Below are 23,105 nucleotides of genomic sequence, written 5' to 3' on the forward strand. Positions count from 1 at the left end.
AAATACCTGCTTATTCTTCGCTGGTGTGCACTTTGCGGTGCAGGATCGCCTGGAATTCATCGGCGAAGGTGTAGTAGCGGCCCAGCAAGGTTTCGCTGCGCGCAGCGAAACGGTTGTAAGCGATCACGGCCGGGATCGCAGCGAACAGGCCGATCGCGGTGGCGATCAGTGCTTCGGCGATACCCGGTGCCACGGTGGCGAGGGTCGCTTGCTGAGCGCTGGCCAGACCGCGGAAAGAGTTCATGATGCCCCACACGGTACCGAACAGACCGATGTACGGGCTGACCGAACCGACGGTGGCGAGAAACGGCAGGCTCTGCTCAAGCTTCTCTTCTTCACGCGAGATGGCGACGCGCATGGCACGGGCCACACCTTCCATCACCGCTTCAGGATCGACACCTGGCTGCTGACGCAGACGGGAGAATTCCTTGAAGCCGGCACGGAAGATCTGCTCGACGCCCGAATCCGGATCCGGGTTGCTACCGGCCTGACGGTACAGCTTGGACAGATCGATACCCGACCAGAAGCGCTCTTCAAAGCTCTCCAGGGCGCGTCGACCGGCACGCAGCAGATTGCTGCGCTGAAAGATCATGATCCATGAGGTCACCGATGCGGCCACCAGGGTCAACATTACCAACTGCACCACGATGCTGGCATTGCTGACCAGGCTCCACATGGAGGAATGGTCGACGACGTTAGCTTCCACGCTTTATCTCCTGCTTTGAGTGTGTACCCGGACCGACCGCGTCGGCGAAGGCCGCCCGCAAGTTTTCGGGAAGGGCCCGGGGTTTCAAACTGTCGGTGCGCACACAGGCCACCAGAAACTGCCCTTCGCAGAGCAGCACATTATCCGTCGCCCGCCTGACCTGCTGCTTGAAGCGCAGGCTGGCACGGTTCAATTCGGTTACATCAGCGCTTACCAGCAATTCGTCGTCCAGTCGCGCCGGCGCGTGGTAACGCGCTTCGCTGGAATGCACGACAAACAACAGGTCCTCCCCGGCAAGCGCAGATTGGGCAAAGCCCAGCTCTCGGAGCCGCTCGGTTCGAGCCCGTTCCATAAACTTGAGGTAATTAACGTAATACACGATGCCGCCCGCATCGGTGTCCTCGTAATAAACGCGACAACGATGTGCGAACGGCCCAAGCCCGTTTTGCGCGCGCATACTCTAGTGCTTACTCCTCAGGTTGCCAATCCGGCGAGACAACTGTTTTTCGTGGTTTCAGAGCTTTAACGCAAAAGTACCGTGCTCTGACAGTACAAACCCTGAATAAATCGCCAACAAATGTGTATCAATCGTCCGCAGCATCGAGAAACTCGTCTGCCATGGGCATCTCGCCCATGCGTGACGGGATGTTCAAACCGAAATGCAGATACGCATGTCGGGTCACTACCCTGCCCCGCGGCGTACGCATGATGTAGCCCTGCTGAATCAGATACGGCTCGAGCACGTCCTCGATGGTATGGCGCTCTTCACTGATCGCCGCCGCCAGGCTGTCGATACCGACCGGGCCACCGTCGAACTTCTCGATCATCGTCAGCAGCAGACGCCGGTCCTGATGATCGAAACCGTGCTCGTCAACATCCAGCAGGTTCAACGCCAGGTCCGCCACCGACTTGGTGATGTGCCCCTTGGCGCGGACTTCAGCGAAGTCGCGCACCCGACGCAGCAAACGGTTGGCAATTCGCGGCGTGCCTCGAGCGCGACGAGCGATCTCGAACGAACCCTCCGGGTCCAGCGGCAGGCCGAGAATGCTCGCCGAACGGCTGACGATCGTCGCCAGATCCGCCGTGCTGTAGAACTCCAGGCGCTGGACGATACCGAAGCGGTCACGCAGTGGATTGGTCAGCATGCCGGCGCGGGTGGTGGCGCCGACCAGGGTGAACGGCGGCAGGTCGAGCTTGATCGAACGCGCCGCCGGCCCTTCGCCGATCATGATGTCGAGCTGGAAATCTTCCATGGCCGGGTACAGCACTTCTTCGACAATTGGCGACAGGCGATGGATTTCGTCGATGAACAACACGTCGTGCGGCTCGAGATTGGTCAGCAGCGCCGCCAGATCCCCCGGACGCTCCAGCACCGGGCCGGAGGTGCTCTTGATCGACACGCCCATTTCTTCGGCAATGATATTGGCAAGCGTGGTTTTACCCAGCCCCGGCGGGCCGAAAATCAGCGTGTGGTCCAGCGACTCGCTGCGGCCACGCGCAGCCTGGATGAACAACTCCATCTGCTCGCGCACGGTCGGCTGGCCAATGTAGTCGGCCAGGCTGACCGGGCGAATGGCGCGGTCTTGGACTTCTTCGCGCTCGCGCGGGCTGTGCGCAGCGGCGATCAGACGATCAGCTTCAATCACTTAAATCATTCCCTTCAGGGCGCGGCGGATCATGTCTTCACTGCTCAGGTTCTTGTCCTTGATGGCGGAAATCGCCTTGCTCGCTTCCTGCGGCTTGTAGCCCAGGGAAATCAGCGCGCTGACCGCATCGTTTTCGGCGGTATTGACCGGCGCCGGGCCGTCCGGCTGATTCGGCACCAGCGCAAACATGGCCGGCGAGGTTTCCCAGGCCTTGAAGCGATCCTTCAATTCGACCAACAGGCGTTCGGCGGTCTTCTTGCCGACACCCGGCACTTTGGTCAGCGCTGAGGTGTCCTGCGACTGCACGCAACGGATCAGCTCGTCGACCTCCAGGCTCGACATCAGTGCCAGTGCCAATTTCGGCCCGACACCATTGAGCCTTATCAACTCGCGAAAAAAGTCTCGCTCACGCTTGCCGGCAAAACCATAGAGCAACTGCGCATCTTCGCGTACGACCAGATGGGTATGCAGGGTCAGCGGTTCACCGACAGACGGCAGGCGATAGAGGGTGGTCATGGGCACTTCCAGCTCATACCCGAGGCCGTTTACATCCAGAATCAGGTGCGGCGGCTGTTTTTCAACCAGGGTGCCGCGCAAGCGTCCAATCACGTTTCAGATCCTTGAGCGTTGGCCAGCCGTGGGCTGGCGACTGTCGAAAGGCGAAATTCGCGCCGACGACACAGGCGCATGAATCCGCTTTCAGGAAAATTGCTGCTGATGCTATCAGAGACGCAGGCGCCCGCCACGACTGCGTGCGGTCCCCAGGCCGTGCGGTAGCAGACTGGAACGCGTGTGCGCATGGCAAATGGCGATTGCGAGGGCATCGGAAGCGTCGATCTGCGGTTTGCTGGTCAGTTTCAGCATGTGCATGACCATCATTTGCACTTGTTCTTTATTGGCGGCGCCGGTACCCACCACGGCCTGCTTGACCTGAGTGGCCGTGTACTCGGCAATTTCCAGGCACTCTTCGGCGCCCGCAACGATAGCCGCCCCACGAGCCTGCCCGAGCTTGAGCGCCGAGTCGGCATTCTTCGCCATGAAGACCTTTTCAATACCCATGGTGACAGGGCCGTAAGTCTGGATGATTTCGCGCACGCCGCGATAAACAATCTGCAAACGCTCGTGCAGCTCGCCCGCACCGGTACGGATGCAGCCAGACGCCACATAAATGCAGCCACCCCGTCCGGTATCGCGAACAATCCCGTAACCGGTAATGCGCGAGCCGGGGTCGATACCAAGAATTAAAGTCATAGGCCTGCTGGTTCGAAATAACACAAAAACAAATGTGGGAGCTGGCTTGCCAGCGATGACGGAGTGTCAGGCGCCATCAATGCTGATGCGCCGACGCCATCGCTGGCAAGCCAGCTCCCACATTGAAGCCTAGTCGCTCTTAGCCGAGCTGAGCGGCGACGTCTTCTGGAATGTCCGCATTGGAATAGACGTTCTGCACGTCATCCAGGTCTTCCAGCATGTCGATCAGCTTGAGCACCCTCTCCGCACCTTCCAGATCCAGCTCGGCGCTGGTGGTCGGCTGCATGACGATTTCCGCGTCGTCGCCCTTGAATCCGGCCGCTTCCAGCGCGTTACGCACTGCGTAGAAGCTGGTGAACGAGGTGAACACGTCGATCGAGCCGTCCTCGTGCGTGACGACGTCATCGGCGTCAGCCTCAAGCGCCGCTTCGGTCAGCGCGTCTTCGTCAACGCCCGGCGCGAAGCTGATCTGGCCCTTGCGTTCGAACAGATACGCCACCGAACCGTCGGTGCCGAGGTTGCCGCCGCATTTGCTGAACGCGTGGCGCACCGCCGCAGCGGTACGATTGCGGTTGTCGGTCATGCACTCGACCATCACCGCCACGCCGCCCGGGCCGTAGCCTTCGTAGGTCAGCTCTTCAACGTTGTCCGCCTCGGTCGCACCGGCGCCGCGCGCAACGGCGCGGTCGATGATGTCGCGGCTCATGTTCGCGCTCAACGCCTTGTCCAGGGCCAGACGCAGACGCGGGTTGGAACCGGGATCACCGCCGCCCTGACGGGCCGCAACGGTCAGTTCGCGGATCCACTTGGTGAAGATCTTGCCCCTCTTGGCATCCTGACGTTCTTTGCGGTGCTTGATGTTCGCCCACTTGGAATGACCTGCCATAACTCGCTCCGAATTCTCTTTGAAACGTTGCCCGCCCTGCGTGCGCAGCGGCCAGCAAACACAAAAATCTCGACCTGCTCTTATAGAAAGAAAAAAGGCGCATCCGAAGATGCGCCTTCAGGCCCGTCTTACTCAGCCTTTGGCGTTTCGCGCAAACGAATATGCAGCTCGCGCAATGCCTTGGCATCCACAACGCCCGGAGCCTGCGTCATCACGTCGGCAGCACTCTGGGTTTTCGGGAAGGCGATCACTTCACGGATCGACTGGGCGCCGGTCATCAGCATTACCAGACGGTCCAGACCGAAGGCCAGACCACCGTGCGGCGGTGCACCGTACTTCAGCGCGTCGAGCAGGAAGCCGAACTTCTCTTCCTGTTCCGCTTCGTTGATGCCCAGCAGGCGGAATACCGCTTGCTGCATTTCCTTGCGGTGAATACGGATCGAACCGCCGCCCAGCTCGGTGCCGTTCAATACCATGTCGTAGGCGCGCGACAGTGCGCCGGCCGGGTTGGCCTCGAGCTCCTGCGGGGTGCACTTCGGTGCAGTGAACGGGTGGTGCAGCGCCGAGAAGCTGCCGTCGTCGTTCTCTTCGAACATCGGGAAGTCGACGACCCACATTGGCGCCCACTCGCAGGTCAGCAGCTTGAGGTCGTGACCGAGCTTGATGCGCAGCGCGCCCAAGGCTTCGCTGACGATCTTGGCCTTGTCGGCACCGAAGAACACGATGTCGCCATCGATCGCGCCGACGCGATCAAGGATCACGTTGAGCTTGTCTTCAGGGATGTTCTTGACGATCGGCGATTGCAGACCGTCAACACCGGCCGCGCGCTCGTTGACCTTGATGTAGGCCAGGCCCTTGGCGCCGTAGATGCCGACGAACTTGGTGTAGTCGTCGATCTGCTTGCGCGGCATGCTCGCCCCGCCTGGAACGCGCAGTGCGGCAATGCGGCACTTCGGATCGTTGGCCGGACCGCTGAACACCTTGAATTCGACTTCCTTGAGCTGGTCGGCAACGTCCACCAGTTCCAGCGGAATACGCAGGTCCGGCTTGTCGGAACCGTAGCGGCGCATGGCCTCTTCGAAGGTCATGTGCGGGAATTCGCCGAATTCCAGATCCAGCACTTCCTTGAACAGGTTGCGGATCATTTGCTCGGTCAGGCCCATGATCTCTTTTTCATCGAGGAAGCTGGTCTCGATGTCGATCTGGGTAAATTCCGGTTGACGGTCGGCGCGCAGGTCTTCGTCGCGGAAGCACTTGGCGATCTGGTAGTAACGATCGAAGCCGGCCACCATCAGCAGTTGCTTGAACAGCTGCGGCGATTGCGGCAGGGCGAAGAACGAACCGGCATGGGTACGGCTCGGCACCAGATAGTCACGCGCACCTTCAGGAGTGGCACGGGTCAGGATCGGTGTTTCGACGTCGAGGAAACCGTTTTCGTCGAGGAAGCGACGGATGCTGGTGGTCATGCGCGAACGCAGACGCAGCTTCTCGGCCATTTCCGGACGACGCAGGTCGAGGAAGCGATAACGCAGACGGGTTTCTTCGCCGACGTCGGAGAACTCGTTGAGCGGGAACGGCGGGGTTTCCGACTCGTTCAGCACTTCCAGTTCGTAACCCAGCACTTCAATCATGCCCGAGGCCATGTTGGCGTTGGTTGCGCCAGCAGGACGCAGACGCACCTTGCCGGTGATCTTCACCACGTATTCGCTGCGCACGCGATCGGCGGCGGCAAAGCTCTCGGCGCGATCCGGATCGAAGACCACCTGGGCCAGACCGTCACGATCACGGATGTCGAGGAAAATCACCCCGCCGTGGTCGCGACGACGGTGAACCCATCCGCAAAGGGTAATTTCCTGACCTTCCAGGCTTTCGTTCAGTTGGCCGCAATAGTGGCTGCGCATCATGATAATGGTTCGCTTCTCGTCATTCGATATTCGGTGGAGATCCCGTTGCTCAAGCAATGCGGAAACTCACGCGTGTCGTTCGTTCAGGGCTTGAACCCTAGTCAGCTTTGTCGCCACCGGCCAGATTCTTCTTGGCTCCGGTCTTGAAATCGGTCTCGTACCAACCGTTGCCGCTGAGGCGAAAACCCGGCATGGACAGCTGTTTCTTCAGTTCGGGCGCCTGACAGGCAGGGCAGTCGACCAGCGGTGCGTCGCTGATCTTCTGAATGGCTTCCAACTGATGACCACAGGAAGCACATTGGTAATCGTACATCGGCATGGAGGTGTCTCGGCGATCAGATTGCTGCCGCGCGCAGGGCTTTGCGGCGAAAGAGCGGGATTATATCGATTAAATGCGGCCTGTGCAGCCGGTATGCAGCACAGGCCGCGACCTCGTTTGCACGTGCCGTATCAGAGCGAATCGGACCGCGCCTCCTGACCAATGCCGTTCATCACACACACAACCCGCACCAGTGCGCTGAAATTCTTCACCCCGCCGTGACGCAGATGCACCTCACGGTCGACGTGAGACAACAGCGAGCTGATCGAACAGCAGTTGTCCGCCGCCATTGAGCCGAGGATATTCCAGTAGACCTGCTCAAGACGCAGGCAGGTGGCGTAACCGTTCAGGCGTACGGACCTCGACAATGGCCTGATCAGCGCCATGTCGAATCCGCTGACGAACGGATCGACCTTTAAAGCATGTGGCGCGCCGACTCTGCGGTCGCCGCGCCTGTCTCCTTCAACCATATCGCTGACACTCCTTTGTCATCTCTGCTTGTCTGAAAAAGTCACATCCTGTGGCTTTTATAAAAGCGCAGACACAAAGTTATAGCCAGACGACTTTTAGACCGTCGCCGTAGGATAAGCCAACGATACAAGTAAGACTTTGCTCGGGTACGCAGGCCTTGAGAGACAAGGCCTGCGTACGGCAATCAGGCTTCGAGCAATGCGCGCAGCATCCACGCGGTCTTCTCGTGCACCTGCATGCGCTGGGTCAGCAGGTCGGCGGTCGGTTCATCGCTGACCTTGTCGAGCAGCGGGAAAATCCCGCGCGCCGTGCGGGTCACCGCTTCCTGGCCTTCGACCAGTTGTTTGATCATGTCTTCGGCGCTCGGCACGCCTTCCTCTTCCTTGATGGACGACAGACGTGCGTAGGTGGCATAGGCACCCGGCGCCGGAAAGCCCAGGGCGCGAATGCGCTCGGCGATCGAGTCCACCGCCAGCGCCAGTTCGTTGTACTGCTCTTCGAACATCAGATGCAGGGTACGGAACATCGGGCCGGTGACGTTCCAGTGGAAGTTATGGGTTTTCAGATACAGCACGTAGGTGTCCGACAACAGACGCGACAGTCCTTCGACGATGGACTTGCGGTCTTCTTCACTAATACCGATATCGATTGCCATTGTGACCTCCTGAGGGCGATTGATTTCATCCAAAAGATGCAGGCCCACTCTAGCAAGGCTGCCGCCACCCCGCAGCCCCGATCAAACGCTTGCACTGCGACAAAACGACCAACGCACTGCCACTGGCCGGGCTGATTTGAGTCGCCGCAGGCTTTGCTGTTAAATAGGCGATGTGTCGCCATGCCCCGTTTTTCGGGGTGTTCGCGCATAGGCTGATGCCGTGAACGTGTCCACCGCCTCTTTTTTTGTTCCGAAGCGAACCGTTCGCCTTCAGCTCTTCCTTGTGAGCCGTCATAAACGTGAGCCAATCAAAATGTTGAAAATCGTCCACCTGCTGATGGGCGCAGCGGCCTTGCTGCTGTCGTTCATACCCAGCTTGAAATCCGAAGCCGTTCCCTACCTGCAACAACCCGATGCACTTTACCTGGCCTTTTTCGGCCTGCTGAACCTGATCCTTGCGCCAGTGATTCCCTACTGGAACAAAGGCCCGCGTCAGCATCTGCAAAACCTGGTCAGCGCTCTTCTGGTACTGACCGTCGTCCTGCAAACCCTGACCCTGATCGCACCGATGCCGGTCATTGCCGGCCAGCCTGCCGTGCTGTTCAGCCTGGTGATCGCACTGGTTGCGGTGGTCGTTCACCTGGCGGTGAGCTTCTATCGTTCTTCACCGGCCGCCGCGCCGACCAGCTACGACATGACCAACCGTGATACCGGCACCGTCAAGTGGTTCAACACCTCCAAAGGCTTCGGCTTTATCTCGCGCGATTCCGGCGATGATATTTTCGTGCACTTCCGTGCGATCCGTGGCGAAGGTCACCGCGTTCTGGTCGAAGGCCAGCGCGTGGAGTTCTCGGTGATGAACCGCGACAAGGGCCTGCAAGCCGAGGACGTCATCGCCGCGCTGCCGCGCCGCTGACCCAAAGCAAAAAACCGCGAACAGCCTGGCTGCTCGCGGTTTTTTTATGCCTGCATGAAATCAATAATGCGGCGGCGGTGCGTCTTCTTCGAAAGAACCGAACTGCCCGACCATTTCTTCCTGGCGCTTGAGCAGTGCCGCCATCTGCAGCTGCAGGCGCTCGACCACGCGCTGCTGCTCCACCAGAACGTCATTCAACGCCTGAATCGTATCGTCCTGAAAGGCCAGCCGGCTCTCCAGATCGGTAACGCGTTGTTCCAGAGTCATGACTCAGCCCTCCACAAAAGTGAAATCGTCGGTCAGCACCAGGCGCAGGCGCTCGCGGATGGCGGCGACCTGCTCTGCACTATACGGTCGGGCCGGGTGCTTGCCCCAGACCGGCGCTGGCCACGCGGCATCATCGCGTTTGCGCACGATGACATGCATGTGCAACTGGCTGACAACGTTGCCCAAGGTGGCGACGTTCAGTTTGTCGGCGTCGAACGAATCCTTGAGCAGTTCGGCCAGCATGGTGGTTTCCTGCCAGAGCTGCTGCTGATCAGCGACATCCAACTGAAACAACTCGCTGATATCCTCGCGACGCGGCACCAGGATGAACCACGGGTACTGGCTATCGTTGGACAGCAGCAAACGGCAAAGCGGGAAGTCACCGATGACCAGCGTGTCCTGTTGAAGTCGTGAATCTAAAGCAAACACTGCGCGCACTCCCGGCTGATCGACATATTCAGCTTAGCGGCGATCACTGTGGACGGCCCGCCAAGCGACAGGCGTGCAGCATACCTGTGAATGCGCGAGCCTTCACGACAGCGCTGCCTGCCATCGTCGCGCCGACGCCCCGACATGGGACATTTGCGAACGCTACGCACCAACACGGACCCGATACCCATCGCTATCTCGATGAAAGATCGAAACACACGCAATGCTCGGCCTCTCAAGCGCTCAAAGCCGCGGGAAGCCGAACAGGGGCAGAAAATTATTTGCACCAAAATCGCACAACCCGTCTACGCTCAGTGCGTCGGGCATCCGCCGAATACTCAATGACGGGGTGAACGGGTAACGTTTTTGATTGTCACGCGCGCGAAACAGCGTGACAACACCATGGCAGGGCTAACGTCAAGCGCTGAAAAAAACAGCCTCGAAGCCCCCGTTTCACAAGGTTTTCACAAATGCAGAGAGGCGCTGGGGAAAATAACCGCAAGGAAAACGCGGTTTGAGCACGCTTGTTGCATTCGTACTCATATGGACTATAAGCGCACCACCGGAAGTGGATGCCTAAGCCCCATAAAAACAGTGGCAGGGTTGCCCGATGGAGATTCAAGTGTTTTGCCAGGGACTCTTTTTTACCGATGCAAAAAGGCCCATGAACAGCGAGAAAGTTGTCAGTCCGGCTGCGTCGGTACTGTGAATTTGCGACATCCATCCAGTCATTCGCGACAACGTCGTAAAGAAGCTGAAAGGTTGAATTCGCAAGTATCGCCAACATTGTCGGCGTGATATAAGTTTGCGCCGACACAAAAAGAAAGAGCCGCCCAGATAATAAAACAGGTGGGACGGCAGTACTCTTCTAAAACCAAAGGAGCAAATCACGATGCGCGTGATGAAGTGGAGCATGATCGCACTGGCAGTTGCAGCAGCTGCCGGTTCTCAGTTGGCTACGGCCGCACCGTTCGTTAGTGACCAGGCAGAGGCCAAGGGCTTCGTTGAAGACGCCAAAGCTGACTTGCTGATTCGCAACTATTACTTCAACCGCAATAACAAGAATGGCGGCAACGACCAGAAAGACTGGACCCAGGGTATCTGGGGCAACTTCAGCTCTGGTTACACCCAAGGCACCGTAGGCGTGGGCATTGATGCCTTCGGTTATCTGGCCATCAAACTCGATGGCGGTGACGGCACTGGCGGCACCGGCAACATGAGCCGCGATGCCGATGGCGAAGTCAACGACAGCCAGGGCAAAGCCGGTGCTGCGGTCAAGTTCCGCGTATCGAAAACCGAGCTGAAAGTGGGCGACATGCAGCCGAGCACTTCTCCAGTGTTCGCAGTCGGTGGTTCCCGTATCCTCCCGCAAACTGCCAGCGGCTTCCAGCTGCAGAGCAGCGAAATCAAAGATCTTGATCTCGAGGCCGGCCACTTCTACTCGGGTACCAGCCAGGACCGTAACTCCCGCGAAGGTGGTCTGTACGCCAACTACGCTGGCGAAGAAGCCAACACCATCGACTACTTCGGCGGCAAGTACGGCATCACCGAAAACCTGAGCGCATCGCTCTACGGCGCCAAGCTGGAAGACATCTGGAACCAGTACTACGCCAACGTGAACCTCACCACGCCTTTCAGTGGTGACACCTCGCTGAACACCGACTTCAACATCTACCGCACCACCGACACCGGTGACGCGAAAGCCGGCGATATCAGCAACACCACGTTCTCCCTGGCAACCGCTCTTTCGTTCCTGAAAGCGCACACCATTACCCTGGCCTTCCAGAAGGTCAACGGTGACACGCCTTTCGACTACATCGGCGTGGGCAAGAACAACCGTGGTGGCGACTCGATCTTCCTCGCCAACTCCATTCAGTACTCTGACTTCAACGGTCCGAACGAGAAATCCGCTCAGATCCGTTATGACATCAAAATGGCCGAGTACGGCGTTCCAGGTCTGAGCTTCATGACCCGTTACGTTAAAGGCTGGGACATCGATGGCACTAACACCCCAACTGGCAGCGCTTACGCTGGCCTGTACGGTGAAGATGGCAAGCACAACGAGACCAACCTGGAAGCCAAGTACGTTGTTCAGTCTGGCCCGGCAAAAGATCTCTCCTTCCGCATTCGTCAAGCATGGCACCAGGCTAACGCTGACCAGGGCGAAGGCGACATCAAAGAGTTCCGTCTGATCGTTGACTACCCGCTGTCGCTGTTGTAATCGCATCCAGTTAGTTTGCGATAACACATAAAAAGGCCCATCTCAGGATGGGCCTTTTTTATTGCTGCTGCATTCAACTGCGTTGACTGCCGAGTCAGACAGTTTAATTAGCAACCTATCATTTAGTTGCCGGTTCCTGCATTACACGAATAACCCGCTGCGGAAAAGGAATATCAATCCCGGCGGCTTTCAGGCGATCGCGCGACAGTTCATTGAACATGAACATAACATCCCAGTAGTCGGCAGTTTTAACCCAGACCCGCAAGGAAACCGTGATCGAACTGTCACCCAGTGTCGAAATCACCGCCTGTGGCTCAGGGTCCTGCAATACGCGCTCATCCTTGGCCAGGTCCAGCAACACCTGACGGGCTTTTTGCAGGTCTGCTTCGTAATCGACACCGACATCGAACACAACCTTGCGCGTCGGCTGACGATTGGTGTTGGTGATGATGCCGTTCGACAGATTGCCGTTGGGCAGGATGATGGTCTTGTTGTCGCCGGTACGCAGCACGGTGTGGAAAATCTGGATGCTGTCGACAGTGCCCGCCACGCCTTGCGCTTCGATCCAGTCACCGATGCGGAACGGCCGGAACAGCAGAATCAGCACGCCACCGGCAAAGTTTGCCAGGCTGCCCTGCAAGGCCAGACCGATGGCCAGACCGGCCGCACCGATGGCCGCGACGAACGAGGTGGTTTCCACGCCGATCATCGACGCGACGCTGACGATCAGCAGTACCTTGAGAATGATGTTCGCCAGGCTGCTGATAAAGCCTTGCAGTGCCAGGTCGGCATTGCGCAAGGCCAACAGACCGCCGAGCTTTTGCGTGACCTTGTTGATCAGCCACCAGCCGATGGCGAGGGTAATCACCGCCAGCAGCACGCGGCTGCCGTACTCCATGATCATCGGAATCCACGCCTGGGACGCCTTGACCAGGTGGTCCACCTCAGCATTCAAATCCATGTTCTTTCTCCTGATTTCCGGCTTCCCGGGGTGTACACAAAATAATGTGGGAGCGAGCCTGCTCGCGAATGCGGTGTGTCATTCAAAGATGAATTGACCGACACCTTGCATTCGCGAGCACGCTCGCTCCCACACAGTCACAGAGCAGTTTAGTCGCGGAAATTGTTGAACTGCAGCGGCATGCCGAATTCCTTGGCGCGCAGCGCCGCGATGGCTTCCTGCAGGTCGTCGCGCTTCTTGCCGGTCACACGCACTTGCTCGCCCTGAATGGCGGCCTGCACTTTCAGTTTGGCTTCCTTGATGTGGCCGACGATCTTTTTCGCCAGTTCCTTGTCGATGCCTTCCTTGAGCACGGCGTCCTGCTTCATCAGCTTGCCCGAGGCATAGGCGTCCTTGACCTCAAGGCACTGCACGTCGATCTTGCGCTTGACCAGCGCCAGCTTGAGGATTTCGATCATCGCCTCGAGCTGGAATTCGGCCTCGGCGGTCAGGCTGACGGTCAGGTCCTTTTCCTTGAACTCGAAGCTGCCTTTGCCTTTCAGGTCATAACGACGGTCGAGTTCCTTCACGGCGTTCTCGACCGCGTTGGTGAGCTCGTGTTTGTCCAGTTCGGATACCACGTCGAACGACGGCATGTAATCTCTCCAATAAAAAGGCGCGCTCGATGGTGATGGAGCGCGCTTGGCTTGCGGTTAAAATCGGGCTCATTATAACGGCTCTTTTCCCACCGATACGGCGCGCCGCACATGCCTGCAAGCAATCGAGCAAAAAACTGATGTCGACTCCCTGGCATATACTGGGCGCCGGCAGTCTCGGCACGTTATGGGCGACCCGCCTGGCCCGCGCGGGCCTGCCGGTGCGGTTGATCGTGCGCGACCCAACGCGTTTGCGCAGCTACGAGGCCGCCGGTGGACTGACCCTGGTAGAAAACGGACAAGCCAGTACCCATGCAGTTCCCGCCGAAACCGCAGACCACCCCGCGCCGATCCGCCGCCTGCTGGTGGCGTGCAAGGCCTATGACGCCGAGAACGCCGTCGCCCGTATCGCGCCGCGACTGGCGGCCGATGCCGAGCTGATCCTGCTGCAGAACGGTCTCGGCAGTCAGGACGCGGTCGCCGCCCAAGTGCCGCATGCACGTTGCATCAGCGCCTCGAGCACCGAAGGTGCGTTCCGTGATGGCGACTGGCGCGTGGTGTTTGCCGGGCATGGGTTTACCTGGCTCGGCGATGCCGCAAACCCATTGGCGCCGATCTGGCTGGACGATCTGCAAGCGGCGAACATTCCCCATGAATGGACCGCTGACATCCTCACCCGCCTGTGGCGCAAACTGGCGCTCAACTGTGCGATCAACCCGCTGACGGTGTTGCACGGCTGCCGTAACGGCGGACTGACCGAGCATCACTGCGAAGTCGCCACCCTGTGTGGCGAGCTGGCCGAGTTGCTTGAGCGCTGCGGCCAACCGGCAGCGGCGGACAACCTGCAAGCGGAAGTCGAGCGGGTGATCCAAGCCACGGCGGCCAATTATTCCTCGATGTACCAGGATGTCGCCAACCAGCGCCGTACCGAAATCAGTTACCTGCTGGGCCACGCCTGCAAAGTTGCCGAGCGCCATCAGGTTAACCTGCCGCACCTGCAACAATTGCAGCAGCGCCTGATCGGCCATCTGCGCAGCCTCGGATTGCCCAGCGACTGAGCAGCGGCTACGCTGGCGACTTGTTCCTTTGCTGCGATAAACCTGATGCCATTGCGCCAGCGCCTCGAAAACCTGCCGGTCGGCCAGAAACTGTTGGCCGCCCTGTTGGTGTTGTTGACCACGGTTCTGCTGGTCGCCAACCTGACCTTTATCAGCGCCGCCTATTACATCTCCCAGGAAAGCATGGCGCCGCAAGCCTTGCAGACCATCGGCCGGCTGATCTCCAACCCGAGTCTGGTCAGTGAAGCCCTGCAATCACCGCAAAGTGCCGAGCGCCTGCTCAAGGAGCTCGACAGTTATTCACCGCTGCGCGCCGCCGCCCTCTACGACGGCAAAGGGCAACGCCTGGCGCAAGTGCAGCGTGGCGACAAGCTCAGCCTGCCGGAGCATTACCGCCACGTCGAGGCCTGGCAACTGACCGAATTTCGCAGCAACCAACTGATCACCCTGCCCCGTCCCGGCACCTCACCGGGCCATTTGCTGCTGGTTGCCAGCAGTGAGCTGCCGATGGCGTTCTACACCGGCACCCTGACTGCAAGCCTGGGCATCCTGATTTTCAGCGTGCTGCTGTGGCTAGTGATTGCCCGGCAGATCAAACGTCTGATCACCCGGCCGATCCATCAGCTCGAGGAGCTGTCGCGCCAGGTCACCCGCGAGGAAAACTACGCCCTGCGGGCCGCACGCGGCAACCACGATGAAATCGGCAGTCTGGCCGAGGCCTTCAACACCATGCTGTCGCGCATCGAAGCGCGCGAGCAGCAGCTCAAGCGCGCCCGCGATGATTCGCAGGCGGCTTACGATCAGGCTCAGGGGCTGGCCGAAGAAACCCGCCACACCAATCGCAAACTGGAACTGGAAGTCCAGGTGCGCAGCAAGATCGAGAAAAAGCTCACCGGTTTCCAGAACTACCTCAACAGCATCATCGACTCGATGCCCTCAGCGCTGATTGCCCTCGACGAGCAGCTCTACGTCACCCAATGGAATCAGGAAGCCAGCGCCCTCTCCGGCACGCGTCTGGACGAAGCATTGAACCAGCCGATCTTCCTTGCCTTCGAACCGCTCAAGCCGTTTCTGCCGCAACTCAAGCAGACCGTCGAGCAGCACACCGTGGCGAAAATCGAGCGGGTCACCTGGTTCAAGGACGACGAGCCGAAGCACTATGCGCTGACCTTTTATCCGCTGATGGGCGGTGCCGGGCGCGGCGTGGTGATCCGCATCGATGACATCACCCAGCGCTTGTCGCTGGAAGAAATGATGGTGCAGTCGGAAAAAATGCTCTCGGTCGGTGGCCTCGCCGCCGGCATGGCCCACGAGATCAATAACCCGCTGGGCGCGATCCTGCACAACGTGCAAAACATCCGCCGACGCCTGTCCGCGGATCTGCCGAAGAACCTGGAAACCGCCGAACAACTGGGCATCGAACTGGACACGGTCAACCGCTACCTGCAAGGGCGCGAAGTGCCGCAACTGCTCGACGGCATCCAACAGGCCGGTGCGCGAGCGGCGAAAATCGTTACACACATGCTCAGTTTCAGCCGCCGCAGCACTCGGCAAATGGCCCCGTGCGACTTGCCGGCACTGATCGACCAAGCCGTGGAAATCGCGGGCAACGACTTCGATCTGGCCATCGGTTTCGACTTCAAGGGCCAGGCGATCATCCGCCAGTTCGACCCGGCGCTCGGCCCGGTACCGGGCACCGCCAACGAGCTCGAGCAGGTGCTGCTCAATTTGCTGAAAAACGCCGCACAAGCCATTCACCAGCGCGAAGACGACGGCGAGCCGGGGCGGATCATTTTGCGCACCAGGCTCAATCCGCCCTGGGCCGAAATTCAGGTCGAAGACAACGGCATCGGCATGAGCGAGAGCGTGCGCAAACGCACCTTCGAGCCGTTCTTCACCACCAAGGAAATCGGCCAGGGCACCGGGCTGGGCCTGTCGGTGTCGTACTTCATCATCACCAACAATCACAAAGGGCAGATGGAAGTGCAGTCCGCGCCGGGCCAGGGCACCTGTTTCACCTTGCGTCTGCCACTGACCCAGCCAACACCCATCGCCGCTGAAAACAATCAACTACCGAGGTAACCCATGGGCTTTCGCCTGTCGAAAATCTACACCCGCACCGGCGACACCGGCGAAACAGGCCTGGGCGATGGCCGTCGCGTGCCCAAGGATCATCCACGCATCGAAGCGATCGGCGAAGTCGATACGCTGAACAGTCAGGTCGGCGTGCTGCTGGCCGGATTGATCGCCGAGCGTGAAAGCTGCCCGGGGCTGAATGAGCTGATCGAGGTATTGGCACCCTGTCAGCATCGCCTGTTTGATTTGGGTGGCGAACTGGCAATGCCGGAATATCAAGCGTTGAACGCAGCGGAAATCGAACGGCTGGAAGCGGCGATCGACGTGTGGAATGAAGAGTTGGGGCCGCTGGAGAATTTCATCTTGCCCGGTGGCTCAATGCTCATCGCTCAAGCGCATGTGTGCCGCAGCCTGGCGCGCAGTGCCGAGCGGCGCTGTCAGCACTTGAATGCGCTGGAACCGCTGGCCGGGGTTGGCCTGGCGTATATCAATCGGTTGTCGGATTTGCTGTTTGTTGCGGCAAGGTTGATTGCGCGGCGGCAAGGGGTGGCGGAGATTTTGTGGCAGGCGGCCCCAAAGCCAACAGAAATGTAGCGCCTGTTTAGCCGCCATCGCTGGCAAGCCAGCTCCCACAGGTTTAGTGGCTTACGCAAAATTTGTGAACGACACAAAACCCTGTGGGAGCTGGCTTGCCAGCGAATGGGCCATCAGCCTTTATAGAGATTCAGGCCAGAATGCGCGAATCCCCGCGACACCCTGCGCGCCGGCACCCCAGGCCTTGTCCCGCTCCGCAGGCCCTACCCCCCCGAGCAAAAATACCGGTTTGCTGAAACCCTCGATCAAAGTCTCGGCCTGCTCCCACCCTAATGGCTGCCCATCCGGGTGGGTCAGCGTCGGCTGCACTGGCGACAGGGTGACAAAATCCACACCCATCTGCTCGGCCAGTGCCAGCTCTTCGGCGTCGTGACACGACGCGGCGAGCCAGCGCTCCGCCGGCAACGGCCGCCCCGCCGCCGCGTATTTGCGCAACTGCGCCGAGGTGATGTGCCAGCCGGCCGACGGGAAATCGCCGAGCCATTCGAACGGCCCCTTGATCATCAATTGCGCCTTGCCGGCACACAGGCCGACCGCATCCACCGCCAGATCGCGGTACTTGGGGTCGTAGCCATTCGGCGCACGCAACTGAATCAGCTTGATGCCACCCGCAATCGCCTTCTGGATCCCGCGCAGCAGCGCCGGGGTTTCCAGATCCTCGGGGGTGATCAGGTACTCGGCGGGCAAACGCGCCGCTGCGACGATGGGCTGGTTGGCCGCCGGGAAGTCGTAATTCACCAGTTCCTTCGCCGTGACCCAGGCCAACGGCTGGCCCTCGGCGCCATGCGGTTCGCCAGTGAATGCCGAGACTTCCCAGACATCCAGCAACACTTGTTTGTCCGGATAATCGTGGCGAACCTTGATCAGCGGCCGGGCAGCGCCAACGACGATGCCCAGTTCCTCGTTCAACTCCCGCGCCAGCGCGCTTTCAACCGATTCGTCAGCCTCGACCTTACCGCCGGGAAACTCCCACAGACCACCCTGATGCTGGGTGTCGGAGCGGCGAGCGATGAGGATTTTGCCGCTGGCGTCACGAATGACTGCAGCGGCGACGTGAACGCGTTTCACGGCTTCAATTCCTCCAGTCCGGCCTTCTGCCACGCTTTGAATGCAGGCCATTGGTAGACGGTTTCAACATAGGCTTCGTCAGCGGCCGGCAGTTGCACTTGATAGGTGCGCAGGCGTACGGCGATCGGCGCGAAAAAAGCATCCGCCAGGCTTACGCGACCGAACAGGTACGGCCCTTCTTCGGTGGCCGCTGCACGACATTCCGCCCACAAGGCGAGCATGCGCTCGATGTCGACCTTCACTTCTGGCGGCACCGGATCGAGCGGCGCGTCGTGATTGAGGTTGAACGGCATGTGATTGCGCATGGCAAAGAAGCCGCTGTGCATCTGCGCGCAGGCAGAGCGGGCCTGTGCGCGGGCGAAAATATCGCTCGGCCAGAGCTGCTCGGAGGGGAATTGCTCGGCGAGGTATTCGGCGATCGCCAGCGAATCGGCGATGGTGCCGCGCGTGGTTTTGAGCAGCGGCACCTTGGCGGTCGGCGAATGCTTGAGCAGTAGCGCGCGGGTGTCGGGCTTGCCGAGTCTGATCAGTTCTTCGCTGTAGGGTGCGCCGGTCAGCTCCAGCGCCAGCGCGGCGCGCAGGGACCAGGAGGAAAGCAGTTTGTCGCCGATGATCAGGTGCAGGGACATGGTGGTGGCGCCTTTTCGTCAGAGGGAAACTCTAGATAAGTGGTGTCCGGGCTGGCGCAATCGCGAGCAGGCTCACTCCTACAGGGGATTTGTGAACGACACAGATCCCTGTGGGAGCCAGCCTGCTGGCGATGCAGGCGGCTCGGTCTCGGATCAGGTGCGGTACTCAGCGTTGATCTTCACATACTCGTGCGACAGGTCGGTGGTCCAGATGGTTTCGCTGCAATCGCCGCGACCCAGCTCGATGCGGATAGTGATCTCTTCCTGCTGCATCACCGCCGAGCCTTGCGCTTCTGTGTAGGTCGCCGCACGGGCGCCGCGGCTGGCGATGCATACCTCTCCGAGGAACACGTCGATCTTGCTCACGTCCAGCTCCGGCACACCGGCACGGCCGACGGCGGCGAGAATACGGCCCCAGTTCGGGTCGGAAGCGAACAGCGCGGTCTTGATCAACGGCGAGTGGGCCACGGTGTAGCCGACGTCCAGGCATTCCTGATGGTTGCCGCCACCGTTGACTTCAACAGTGACGAACTTGGTTGCGCCTTCACCGTCACGCACGATGGCCTGGGCCACGTCCATGCACACTTCGAACACCGCTTGCCTGAGCTTGGCGAACAGCTCGCCTTCAGCACGGGTGATTTCCGGCAGCGCAGCCTTGCCGGTGGCGATCAGCATGCAGCAGTCGTTGGTCGAGGTGTCGCCGTCGATGGTGATGCGGTTGAACGACTTGTTGGCGCCGTCGAGCATCAGGTTGTGCAGCACATCGCGCGAAACTTTGGCATCGGTGGCGATGTAGCCAAGCATGGTCGCCATGTTCGGGCGAATCATGCCGGCGCCTTTGCTGATGCCGGTGACGGTGATGGTCACGCCGTCATGCTCGAACTGGCGGCTGGCGCCCTTCGGCAGGGTGTCGGTGGTCATGATTCCGGTGGCGGCGGCTTCCCAGTTGTTTTCCGACAGATCGTCGAGCGCGGCTTGCAGTGCGCCTTCGATCTTCTCGACCGGCAGCGGCTCACCGATCACCCCGGTGGAGTACGGCAGGATCTGGCTGGCGTCGACGCCGGTCAGCTCGGCCAGTTTCGCGGTGGTGCGCTCGGCAGCCGCCAGGCCTGGTTCACCGGTGCCGGCGTTGGCGTTACCGGTGTTGGTCAGCAGGTAGCGCACGGCATTCTGCACGCGCTTTTTCGCCAGGATCACCGGCGCCGCACAGAAGGCGTTCAAGGTGAACACGCCCGCCACGGTCGAACCTTCGGCACAGCGCATCACCACCACATCCTTGCGCCCTGGGCGCTTGATGCCGGCCGAGGCGATACCGAGTTCAAAACCGGCAACCGGGTGCAACGTTGGCAACGGACCAAGACCAACAGCCATGAATGCGCTCCTTACTCAATGATGTCAGCACCGCCACTCGCAGCGACGGTGGTGTGAATGGCAAAACGCCGCGACGGCAGAAGCCGGTCGCGGCGCGGGGTGTTCAGCGAGTGCGACGGGTTTTACTGGATCTGCCCGTGGCAATGCTTGTATTTCTTGCCCGAACCGCAATAGCACAGCTCGTTGCGGCCCAGCTTCTGCTCGTTGCGCACCGGTGCGGTGGCGAGGGCGACATCGACCTCTTCACCCAGCGCTTCGGGCTGATCCAGCCCTGGCGCTTCGGCGTGTTCGAATTGCATGCGGGCGGCCAGCGCTTCGGCTTCCTGACGCAGGCGTTGCTCTTCGGCTTCCGGATCTTCGCGGCGAACCTGAACGTGCGACAGCACACGGATCGAGTCGCGCTTGATCGAATCGAGCAGCTCGGAGAACAGCGTGAACGACTCGCGCTTGTATTCCTGCTTCGGGTTCTTCTGCGCATAGCCACGCAGGTGGATGCCGTGACGCAGGTGATCCATGGTCGACAGGTGGTCTTTCCACAGGTCGTCCAGTACGCGCAGCACGATTTGCTTCTCGAACGAGCGCAGTGCTTCGGCACCGGCCTGATCTTCTTTTTCGTTGTACGCGGCGATCAGCTCGGCCATCAGCTTCTCGCGCAGGGTTTCTTCGTACAGGTGATCGTCTTCGTCGAGCCACTGCTGGATCGGCAGTTTCACGCCGAAGTCGCTTTCGATCGTCGCTTCCAGACCAGCGACGTCCCACTGCTCGGGTAGCGATTGCGGTGGAATGTGCGCGCTGACGGTAGCGTTGAGCACGTCCTGACGGAAGTCGGCGATGGTCTCACCGATGTTGTCGGCGGCCAGCAACGTGTTACGCATGTGATAGATCACTTTACGCTGTTCGTTGTTGACGTCGTCGAACTCGAGCAATTGCTTGCGAATGTCGAAGTTGCGCCCTTCAACCTTGCGCTGCGCCTTCTCGATCGCGTTGGTCACCATGCGGTGCTCGATCGCTTCGCCCGGCTGCATGCCAAGGGCTTTCATGAAGTTCTTCACCCGGTCAGAGGCGAAGATGCGCATCAGGCTGTCTTCCAGCGACAGGTAGAAGCGGCTCGAACCGGCATCGCCCTGACGGCCGGCACGGCCACGCAACTGGTTGTCGATACGACGCGATTCGTGACGCTCGGAAGCGATCACCTGCAAGCCGCCCGATTCCAGCACTTGCTGGTGACGCTTCTGCCAGTCGGCCTTGATCTGCGCGATCTGCTCAGGGCTCGGGTTTTCCAGCGCCGCGACTTCCACTTCCCAGTTGCCGCCCAACAGAATGTCGGTACCGCGACCGGCCATGTTGGTGGCGATGGTCAGGGCGCCCGGACGACCGGCCTGAGCGATGATTTCAGCTTCTTTTTCGTGGAACTTGGCGTTCAGGACCTTGTGTTCGATGCCTTCCTTGGCGAGCAGGCTGGACACGTGCTCGGAAGTTTCGATGGTCGCCGTACCGACGAGGATCGGACGGCCCTGGGCCATGCCTTCCTTGATGTCGTTGATGATCGCCGCGTATTTCTCTTCGGCGGTCAGGAACACCAGGTCGTTGTAGTCTTTGCGCGCCAACGGTTTGTTCGGCGGAATGACCACGACCGGCAGGTTGTAGATCTGGTGGAATTCGAACGCTTCGGTGTCAGCGGTACCGGTCATGCCGGACAGCTTTTCGTACAGACGGAAGTAGTTCTGGAAGGTGGTCGAGGCCAGGGTCTGGCTCTCGGCCTGAATGTTCAGACCTTCCTTGGCTTCGATGGCCTGGTGCAGGCCTTCGGACAGACGACGACCCGGCATGGTACGACCGGTGTGTTCGTCGACCAGCACGACCTGACCGTCCTGCACGATGTATTCAACGTTGCGGTTGAACAGCTTGTGCGCACGCAGACCGGCATAAACGTGGGTCAACAGACCGAGGTTGTGCGCCGAATACAGGCTCTCGCCTTCGGCCAGCAGGCCGACGCGGGTGAGCATGTCTTCGATGAACTGGTGACCGGCTTCGTTGAGTTCGACCTGACGGGTCTTTTCGTCAACGGTGTAGTGGCCGGCCTTGGTGACTTGACCTTCGACTTCTTCGACGTGCAGTTCCAGCTGCGGGATCAGCTTGTTGATCTCCATGTACAGCTTGGAGCTGTCCTCGGCCTGACCGGAAATGATCAGCGGGGTACGCGCTTCGTCGATGAGGATGGAGTCGACTTCGTCGATCACGGCAAAGTTGAGTTCGCGCTGGAATTTTTCTTCCATGCTGAACGCCATGTTGTCGCGCAGGTAGTCGAAACCGAATTCGTTGTTGGTGCCGTAGGTGATGTCGGCAGCATAGGCCAGACGCTTCTCTTCCGGCGGCTGGAACGGCGTCACGACGCCGACGGTCAGGCCGAGGAATTCGTACAGCGGACGCATCCAGTTGGCGTCACGACGGGCCAGGTAGTCGTTCACCGTCACCACATGCACGCCCTTGCCGGACAGTGCGTTGAGGTAAACGCCGAGGGTCGCCACCAGGGTTTTACCCTCACCGGTGCGCATTTCGGCGATCTTGCCTTCGTGCAGGGTCATGCCACCGACGAGTTGCACGTCGAAGTGGCGCATGCCCATCACGCGCTTGCCGGCCTCGCGGGCCACGGCAAAGGCTTCAGGCAACAGCTTGTCGAGGGTTTCCCCTTTGGCGATGCGGTCCTTGAACTCTTGAGTCTTGGCGCGCAATTGATCGTCCGAAAGGGCCACCATTTGCTCTTCGAAGGCATTGACGAGCTGCACCGTCTTGAGCATGCGTTTGACTTCACGCTCGTTCTTGCTTCCAAAAAGTTTCTTTAACAAAGGCGCAAACATATCGGCAGGATCTTCCACACTAAAGGGATGGAGGGCGGCCCCGTGAGTCGCCCGTGCAGCCCTCATGGCCGCATGCGAACGAGCATTCTACCCGGAAACGGTGGTGAGGAAAGTGGCGATGTTCCACGATGCTGGCACTGCGCTTTGACGGGGCTCACTTGAAATAAGGGCGTTTTGCTCAACT

The 23,105-nt window shown here is 59.9% G+C and carries 23 protein-coding genes; 5 read left to right on the top strand and 18 right to left on the bottom strand.

What is annotated here, in order from left to right:
• Window positions 1-10: 10 nt before the first annotated feature.
• The 10 genes from tolQ to ACYYKW_RS10140 all read right to left on the bottom strand — a co-directional run bounded on the left by tolQ (window position 11) and on the right by ACYYKW_RS10140 (window position 7,838).
• Window positions 11-706, bottom strand: coding sequence for a protein TolQ (gene tolQ / locus ACYYKW_RS10095; protein WP_008080223.1), 696 nt, complete (start codon window positions 704-706; stop codon window positions 11-13).
• Window positions 696-1,163 (bottom strand): tol-pal system-associated acyl-CoA thioesterase, encoded by a 468-nt coding sequence (gene ybgC, locus ACYYKW_RS10100; RefSeq protein ID WP_464990034.1) that lies wholly within the window; start codon window positions 1,161-1,163, stop codon window positions 696-698. The genes tolQ and ybgC overlap by 11 nt, the downstream gene beginning before the upstream one ends.
• A gap of 127 nt (window positions 1,164-1,290) precedes the next feature.
• A complete protein-coding gene (gene ruvB / locus ACYYKW_RS10105) occupies window positions 1,291-2,352 on the bottom strand; it encodes a Holliday junction branch migration DNA helicase RuvB (protein ID WP_464990035.1) in 1,062 nt (353 codons plus the stop codon).
• Complete coding sequence (gene ruvA / locus ACYYKW_RS10110; RefSeq protein ID WP_090285615.1) at window positions 2,353-2,961, bottom strand: Holliday junction branch migration protein RuvA; 609 nt, start codon at window positions 2,959-2,961, stop codon at window positions 2,353-2,355. It abuts the gene before it with no gap.
• A 114-nt stretch (window positions 2,962-3,075) separates the two neighbouring features.
• Window positions 3,076-3,603 carry a crossover junction endodeoxyribonuclease RuvC gene (gene ruvC, locus ACYYKW_RS10115; RefSeq protein ID WP_007962095.1) on the bottom strand — a complete coding sequence of 176 codons (528 nt, stop codon included), beginning with the start codon at window positions 3,601-3,603 and terminating at the stop codon, window positions 3,076-3,078.
• A gap of 139 nt (window positions 3,604-3,742) precedes the next feature.
• Window positions 3,743-4,489 (bottom strand): YebC/PmpR family DNA-binding transcriptional regulator, encoded by a 747-nt coding sequence (locus ACYYKW_RS10120; RefSeq protein ID WP_464990036.1) that lies wholly within the window; start codon window positions 4,487-4,489, stop codon window positions 3,743-3,745.
• A gap of 128 nt (window positions 4,490-4,617) precedes the next feature.
• Window positions 4,618-6,393, bottom strand: a complete 1,776-nt coding sequence (gene aspS, locus ACYYKW_RS10125) for an aspartate--tRNA ligase (protein ID WP_464990037.1) — start codon at window positions 6,391-6,393, stop codon at window positions 4,618-4,620.
• Window positions 6,394-6,490: 97 nt separating this feature from the next.
• Window positions 6,491-6,712, bottom strand: a complete 222-nt coding sequence (locus ACYYKW_RS10130; RefSeq protein WP_016773499.1) for an FmdB family zinc ribbon protein — start codon at window positions 6,710-6,712, stop codon at window positions 6,491-6,493.
• 131 nt (window positions 6,713-6,843) lie between these two features.
• Entirely contained in the window at window positions 6,844-7,182 is a 339-nt protein-coding gene (locus ACYYKW_RS10135) for a ribbon-helix-helix domain-containing protein (protein WP_090285620.1), read from the bottom strand.
• Window positions 7,183-7,367: 185 nt separating this feature from the next.
• On the bottom strand, window positions 7,368-7,838 hold the full coding sequence (locus tag ACYYKW_RS10140; protein WP_007951212.1) for a Dps family protein: 471 nt from the start codon (window positions 7,836-7,838) through the stop codon (window positions 7,368-7,370).
• A 313-nt stretch (window positions 7,839-8,151) separates the two neighbouring features.
• Here ACYYKW_RS10140 and ACYYKW_RS10145 point away from each other — a divergent pair, with 313 nt between their 5' ends.
• Window positions 8,152-8,754: a cold-shock protein gene (locus ACYYKW_RS10145; RefSeq protein WP_090285622.1), complete on the top strand. Its 603-nt coding sequence runs from the start codon at window positions 8,152-8,154 to the stop codon at window positions 8,752-8,754.
• A gap of 60 nt (window positions 8,755-8,814) precedes the next feature.
• Here the strand turns inward: ACYYKW_RS10145 and ACYYKW_RS10150 are convergent, their stop codons facing one another.
• Complete coding sequence (locus tag ACYYKW_RS10150) at window positions 8,815-9,021, bottom strand: SlyX family protein (RefSeq protein ID WP_090285625.1); 207 nt, start codon at window positions 9,019-9,021, stop codon at window positions 8,815-8,817.
• Between the two features lie 3 nt (window positions 9,022-9,024).
• Window positions 9,025-9,450, bottom strand: a complete 426-nt coding sequence (locus ACYYKW_RS10155) for an HIT family protein (RefSeq protein ID WP_464990038.1) — start codon at window positions 9,448-9,450, stop codon at window positions 9,025-9,027.
• Window positions 9,451-10,342: 892 nt separating this feature from the next.
• On the opposite strand from ACYYKW_RS10155, the gene ACYYKW_RS10160 reads away from it, so the two are divergent.
• Window positions 10,343-11,671: an OprD family porin gene (locus ACYYKW_RS10160; protein ID WP_090285629.1), complete on the top strand. Its 1,329-nt coding sequence runs from the start codon at window positions 10,343-10,345 to the stop codon at window positions 11,669-11,671.
• Window positions 11,672-11,789: 118 nt separating this feature from the next.
• Here ACYYKW_RS10160 and ACYYKW_RS10165 read toward each other — a convergent pair whose 3' ends face one another.
• Window positions 11,790-12,632: a mechanosensitive ion channel family protein gene (locus ACYYKW_RS10165; protein ID WP_090285631.1), complete on the bottom strand. Its 843-nt coding sequence runs from the start codon at window positions 12,630-12,632 to the stop codon at window positions 11,790-11,792.
• Window positions 12,633-12,781: 149 nt separating this feature from the next.
• Entirely contained in the window at window positions 12,782-13,267 is a 486-nt protein-coding gene (locus tag ACYYKW_RS10170) for a YajQ family cyclic di-GMP-binding protein (protein ID WP_090285634.1), read from the bottom strand.
• A 140-nt stretch (window positions 13,268-13,407) separates the two neighbouring features.
• On the opposite strand from ACYYKW_RS10170, the gene ACYYKW_RS10175 reads away from it, so the two are divergent.
• Genes ACYYKW_RS10175 through ACYYKW_RS10185 form a run of 3 tightly spaced genes read left to right on the top strand, consistent with a single transcriptional unit; the run spans window position 13,408 to window position 16,995 of the window.
• A complete protein-coding gene (locus tag ACYYKW_RS10175) occupies window positions 13,408-14,325 on the top strand; it encodes a putative 2-dehydropantoate 2-reductase (protein WP_464990039.1) in 918 nt (305 codons plus the stop codon).
• A 45-nt stretch (window positions 14,326-14,370) separates the two neighbouring features.
• Window positions 14,371-16,407, top strand: coding sequence for a sensor histidine kinase (locus tag ACYYKW_RS10180; RefSeq protein WP_464990040.1), 2,037 nt, complete (start codon window positions 14,371-14,373; stop codon window positions 16,405-16,407).
• A 3-nt stretch (window positions 16,408-16,410) separates the two neighbouring features.
• Window positions 16,411-16,995, top strand: coding sequence for a cob(I)yrinic acid a,c-diamide adenosyltransferase (locus ACYYKW_RS10185; protein ID WP_434709726.1), 585 nt, complete (start codon window positions 16,411-16,413; stop codon window positions 16,993-16,995).
• Between the two features lie 120 nt (window positions 16,996-17,115).
• Here ACYYKW_RS10185 and ACYYKW_RS10190 read toward each other — a convergent pair whose 3' ends face one another.
• The 4 genes from ACYYKW_RS10190 to secA form a co-directional block, all read right to left on the bottom strand.
• Window positions 17,116-18,063, bottom strand: coding sequence for a Nudix family hydrolase (locus tag ACYYKW_RS10190; protein WP_464990041.1), 948 nt, complete (start codon window positions 18,061-18,063; stop codon window positions 17,116-17,118).
• Complete coding sequence (locus ACYYKW_RS10195; protein WP_464990042.1) at window positions 18,060-18,692, bottom strand: glutathione S-transferase family protein; 633 nt, start codon at window positions 18,690-18,692, stop codon at window positions 18,060-18,062. The genes ACYYKW_RS10190 and ACYYKW_RS10195 overlap by 4 nt, the downstream gene beginning before the upstream one ends.
• 153 nt (window positions 18,693-18,845) lie before the next feature.
• Complete coding sequence (argJ, locus tag ACYYKW_RS10200; RefSeq protein ID WP_336355288.1) at window positions 18,846-20,063, bottom strand: bifunctional glutamate N-acetyltransferase/amino-acid acetyltransferase ArgJ; 1,218 nt, start codon at window positions 20,061-20,063, stop codon at window positions 18,846-18,848.
• 122 nt (window positions 20,064-20,185) lie between these two features.
• On the bottom strand, window positions 20,186-22,921 hold the full coding sequence (secA, locus tag ACYYKW_RS10205) for a preprotein translocase subunit SecA (protein WP_093098948.1): 2,736 nt from the start codon (window positions 22,919-22,921) through the stop codon (window positions 20,186-20,188).
• Between the last annotated feature and the right edge of the window lie 184 nt (window positions 22,922-23,105).

Source organism: Pseudomonas sp. 15C, from assembly GCF_055484735.1.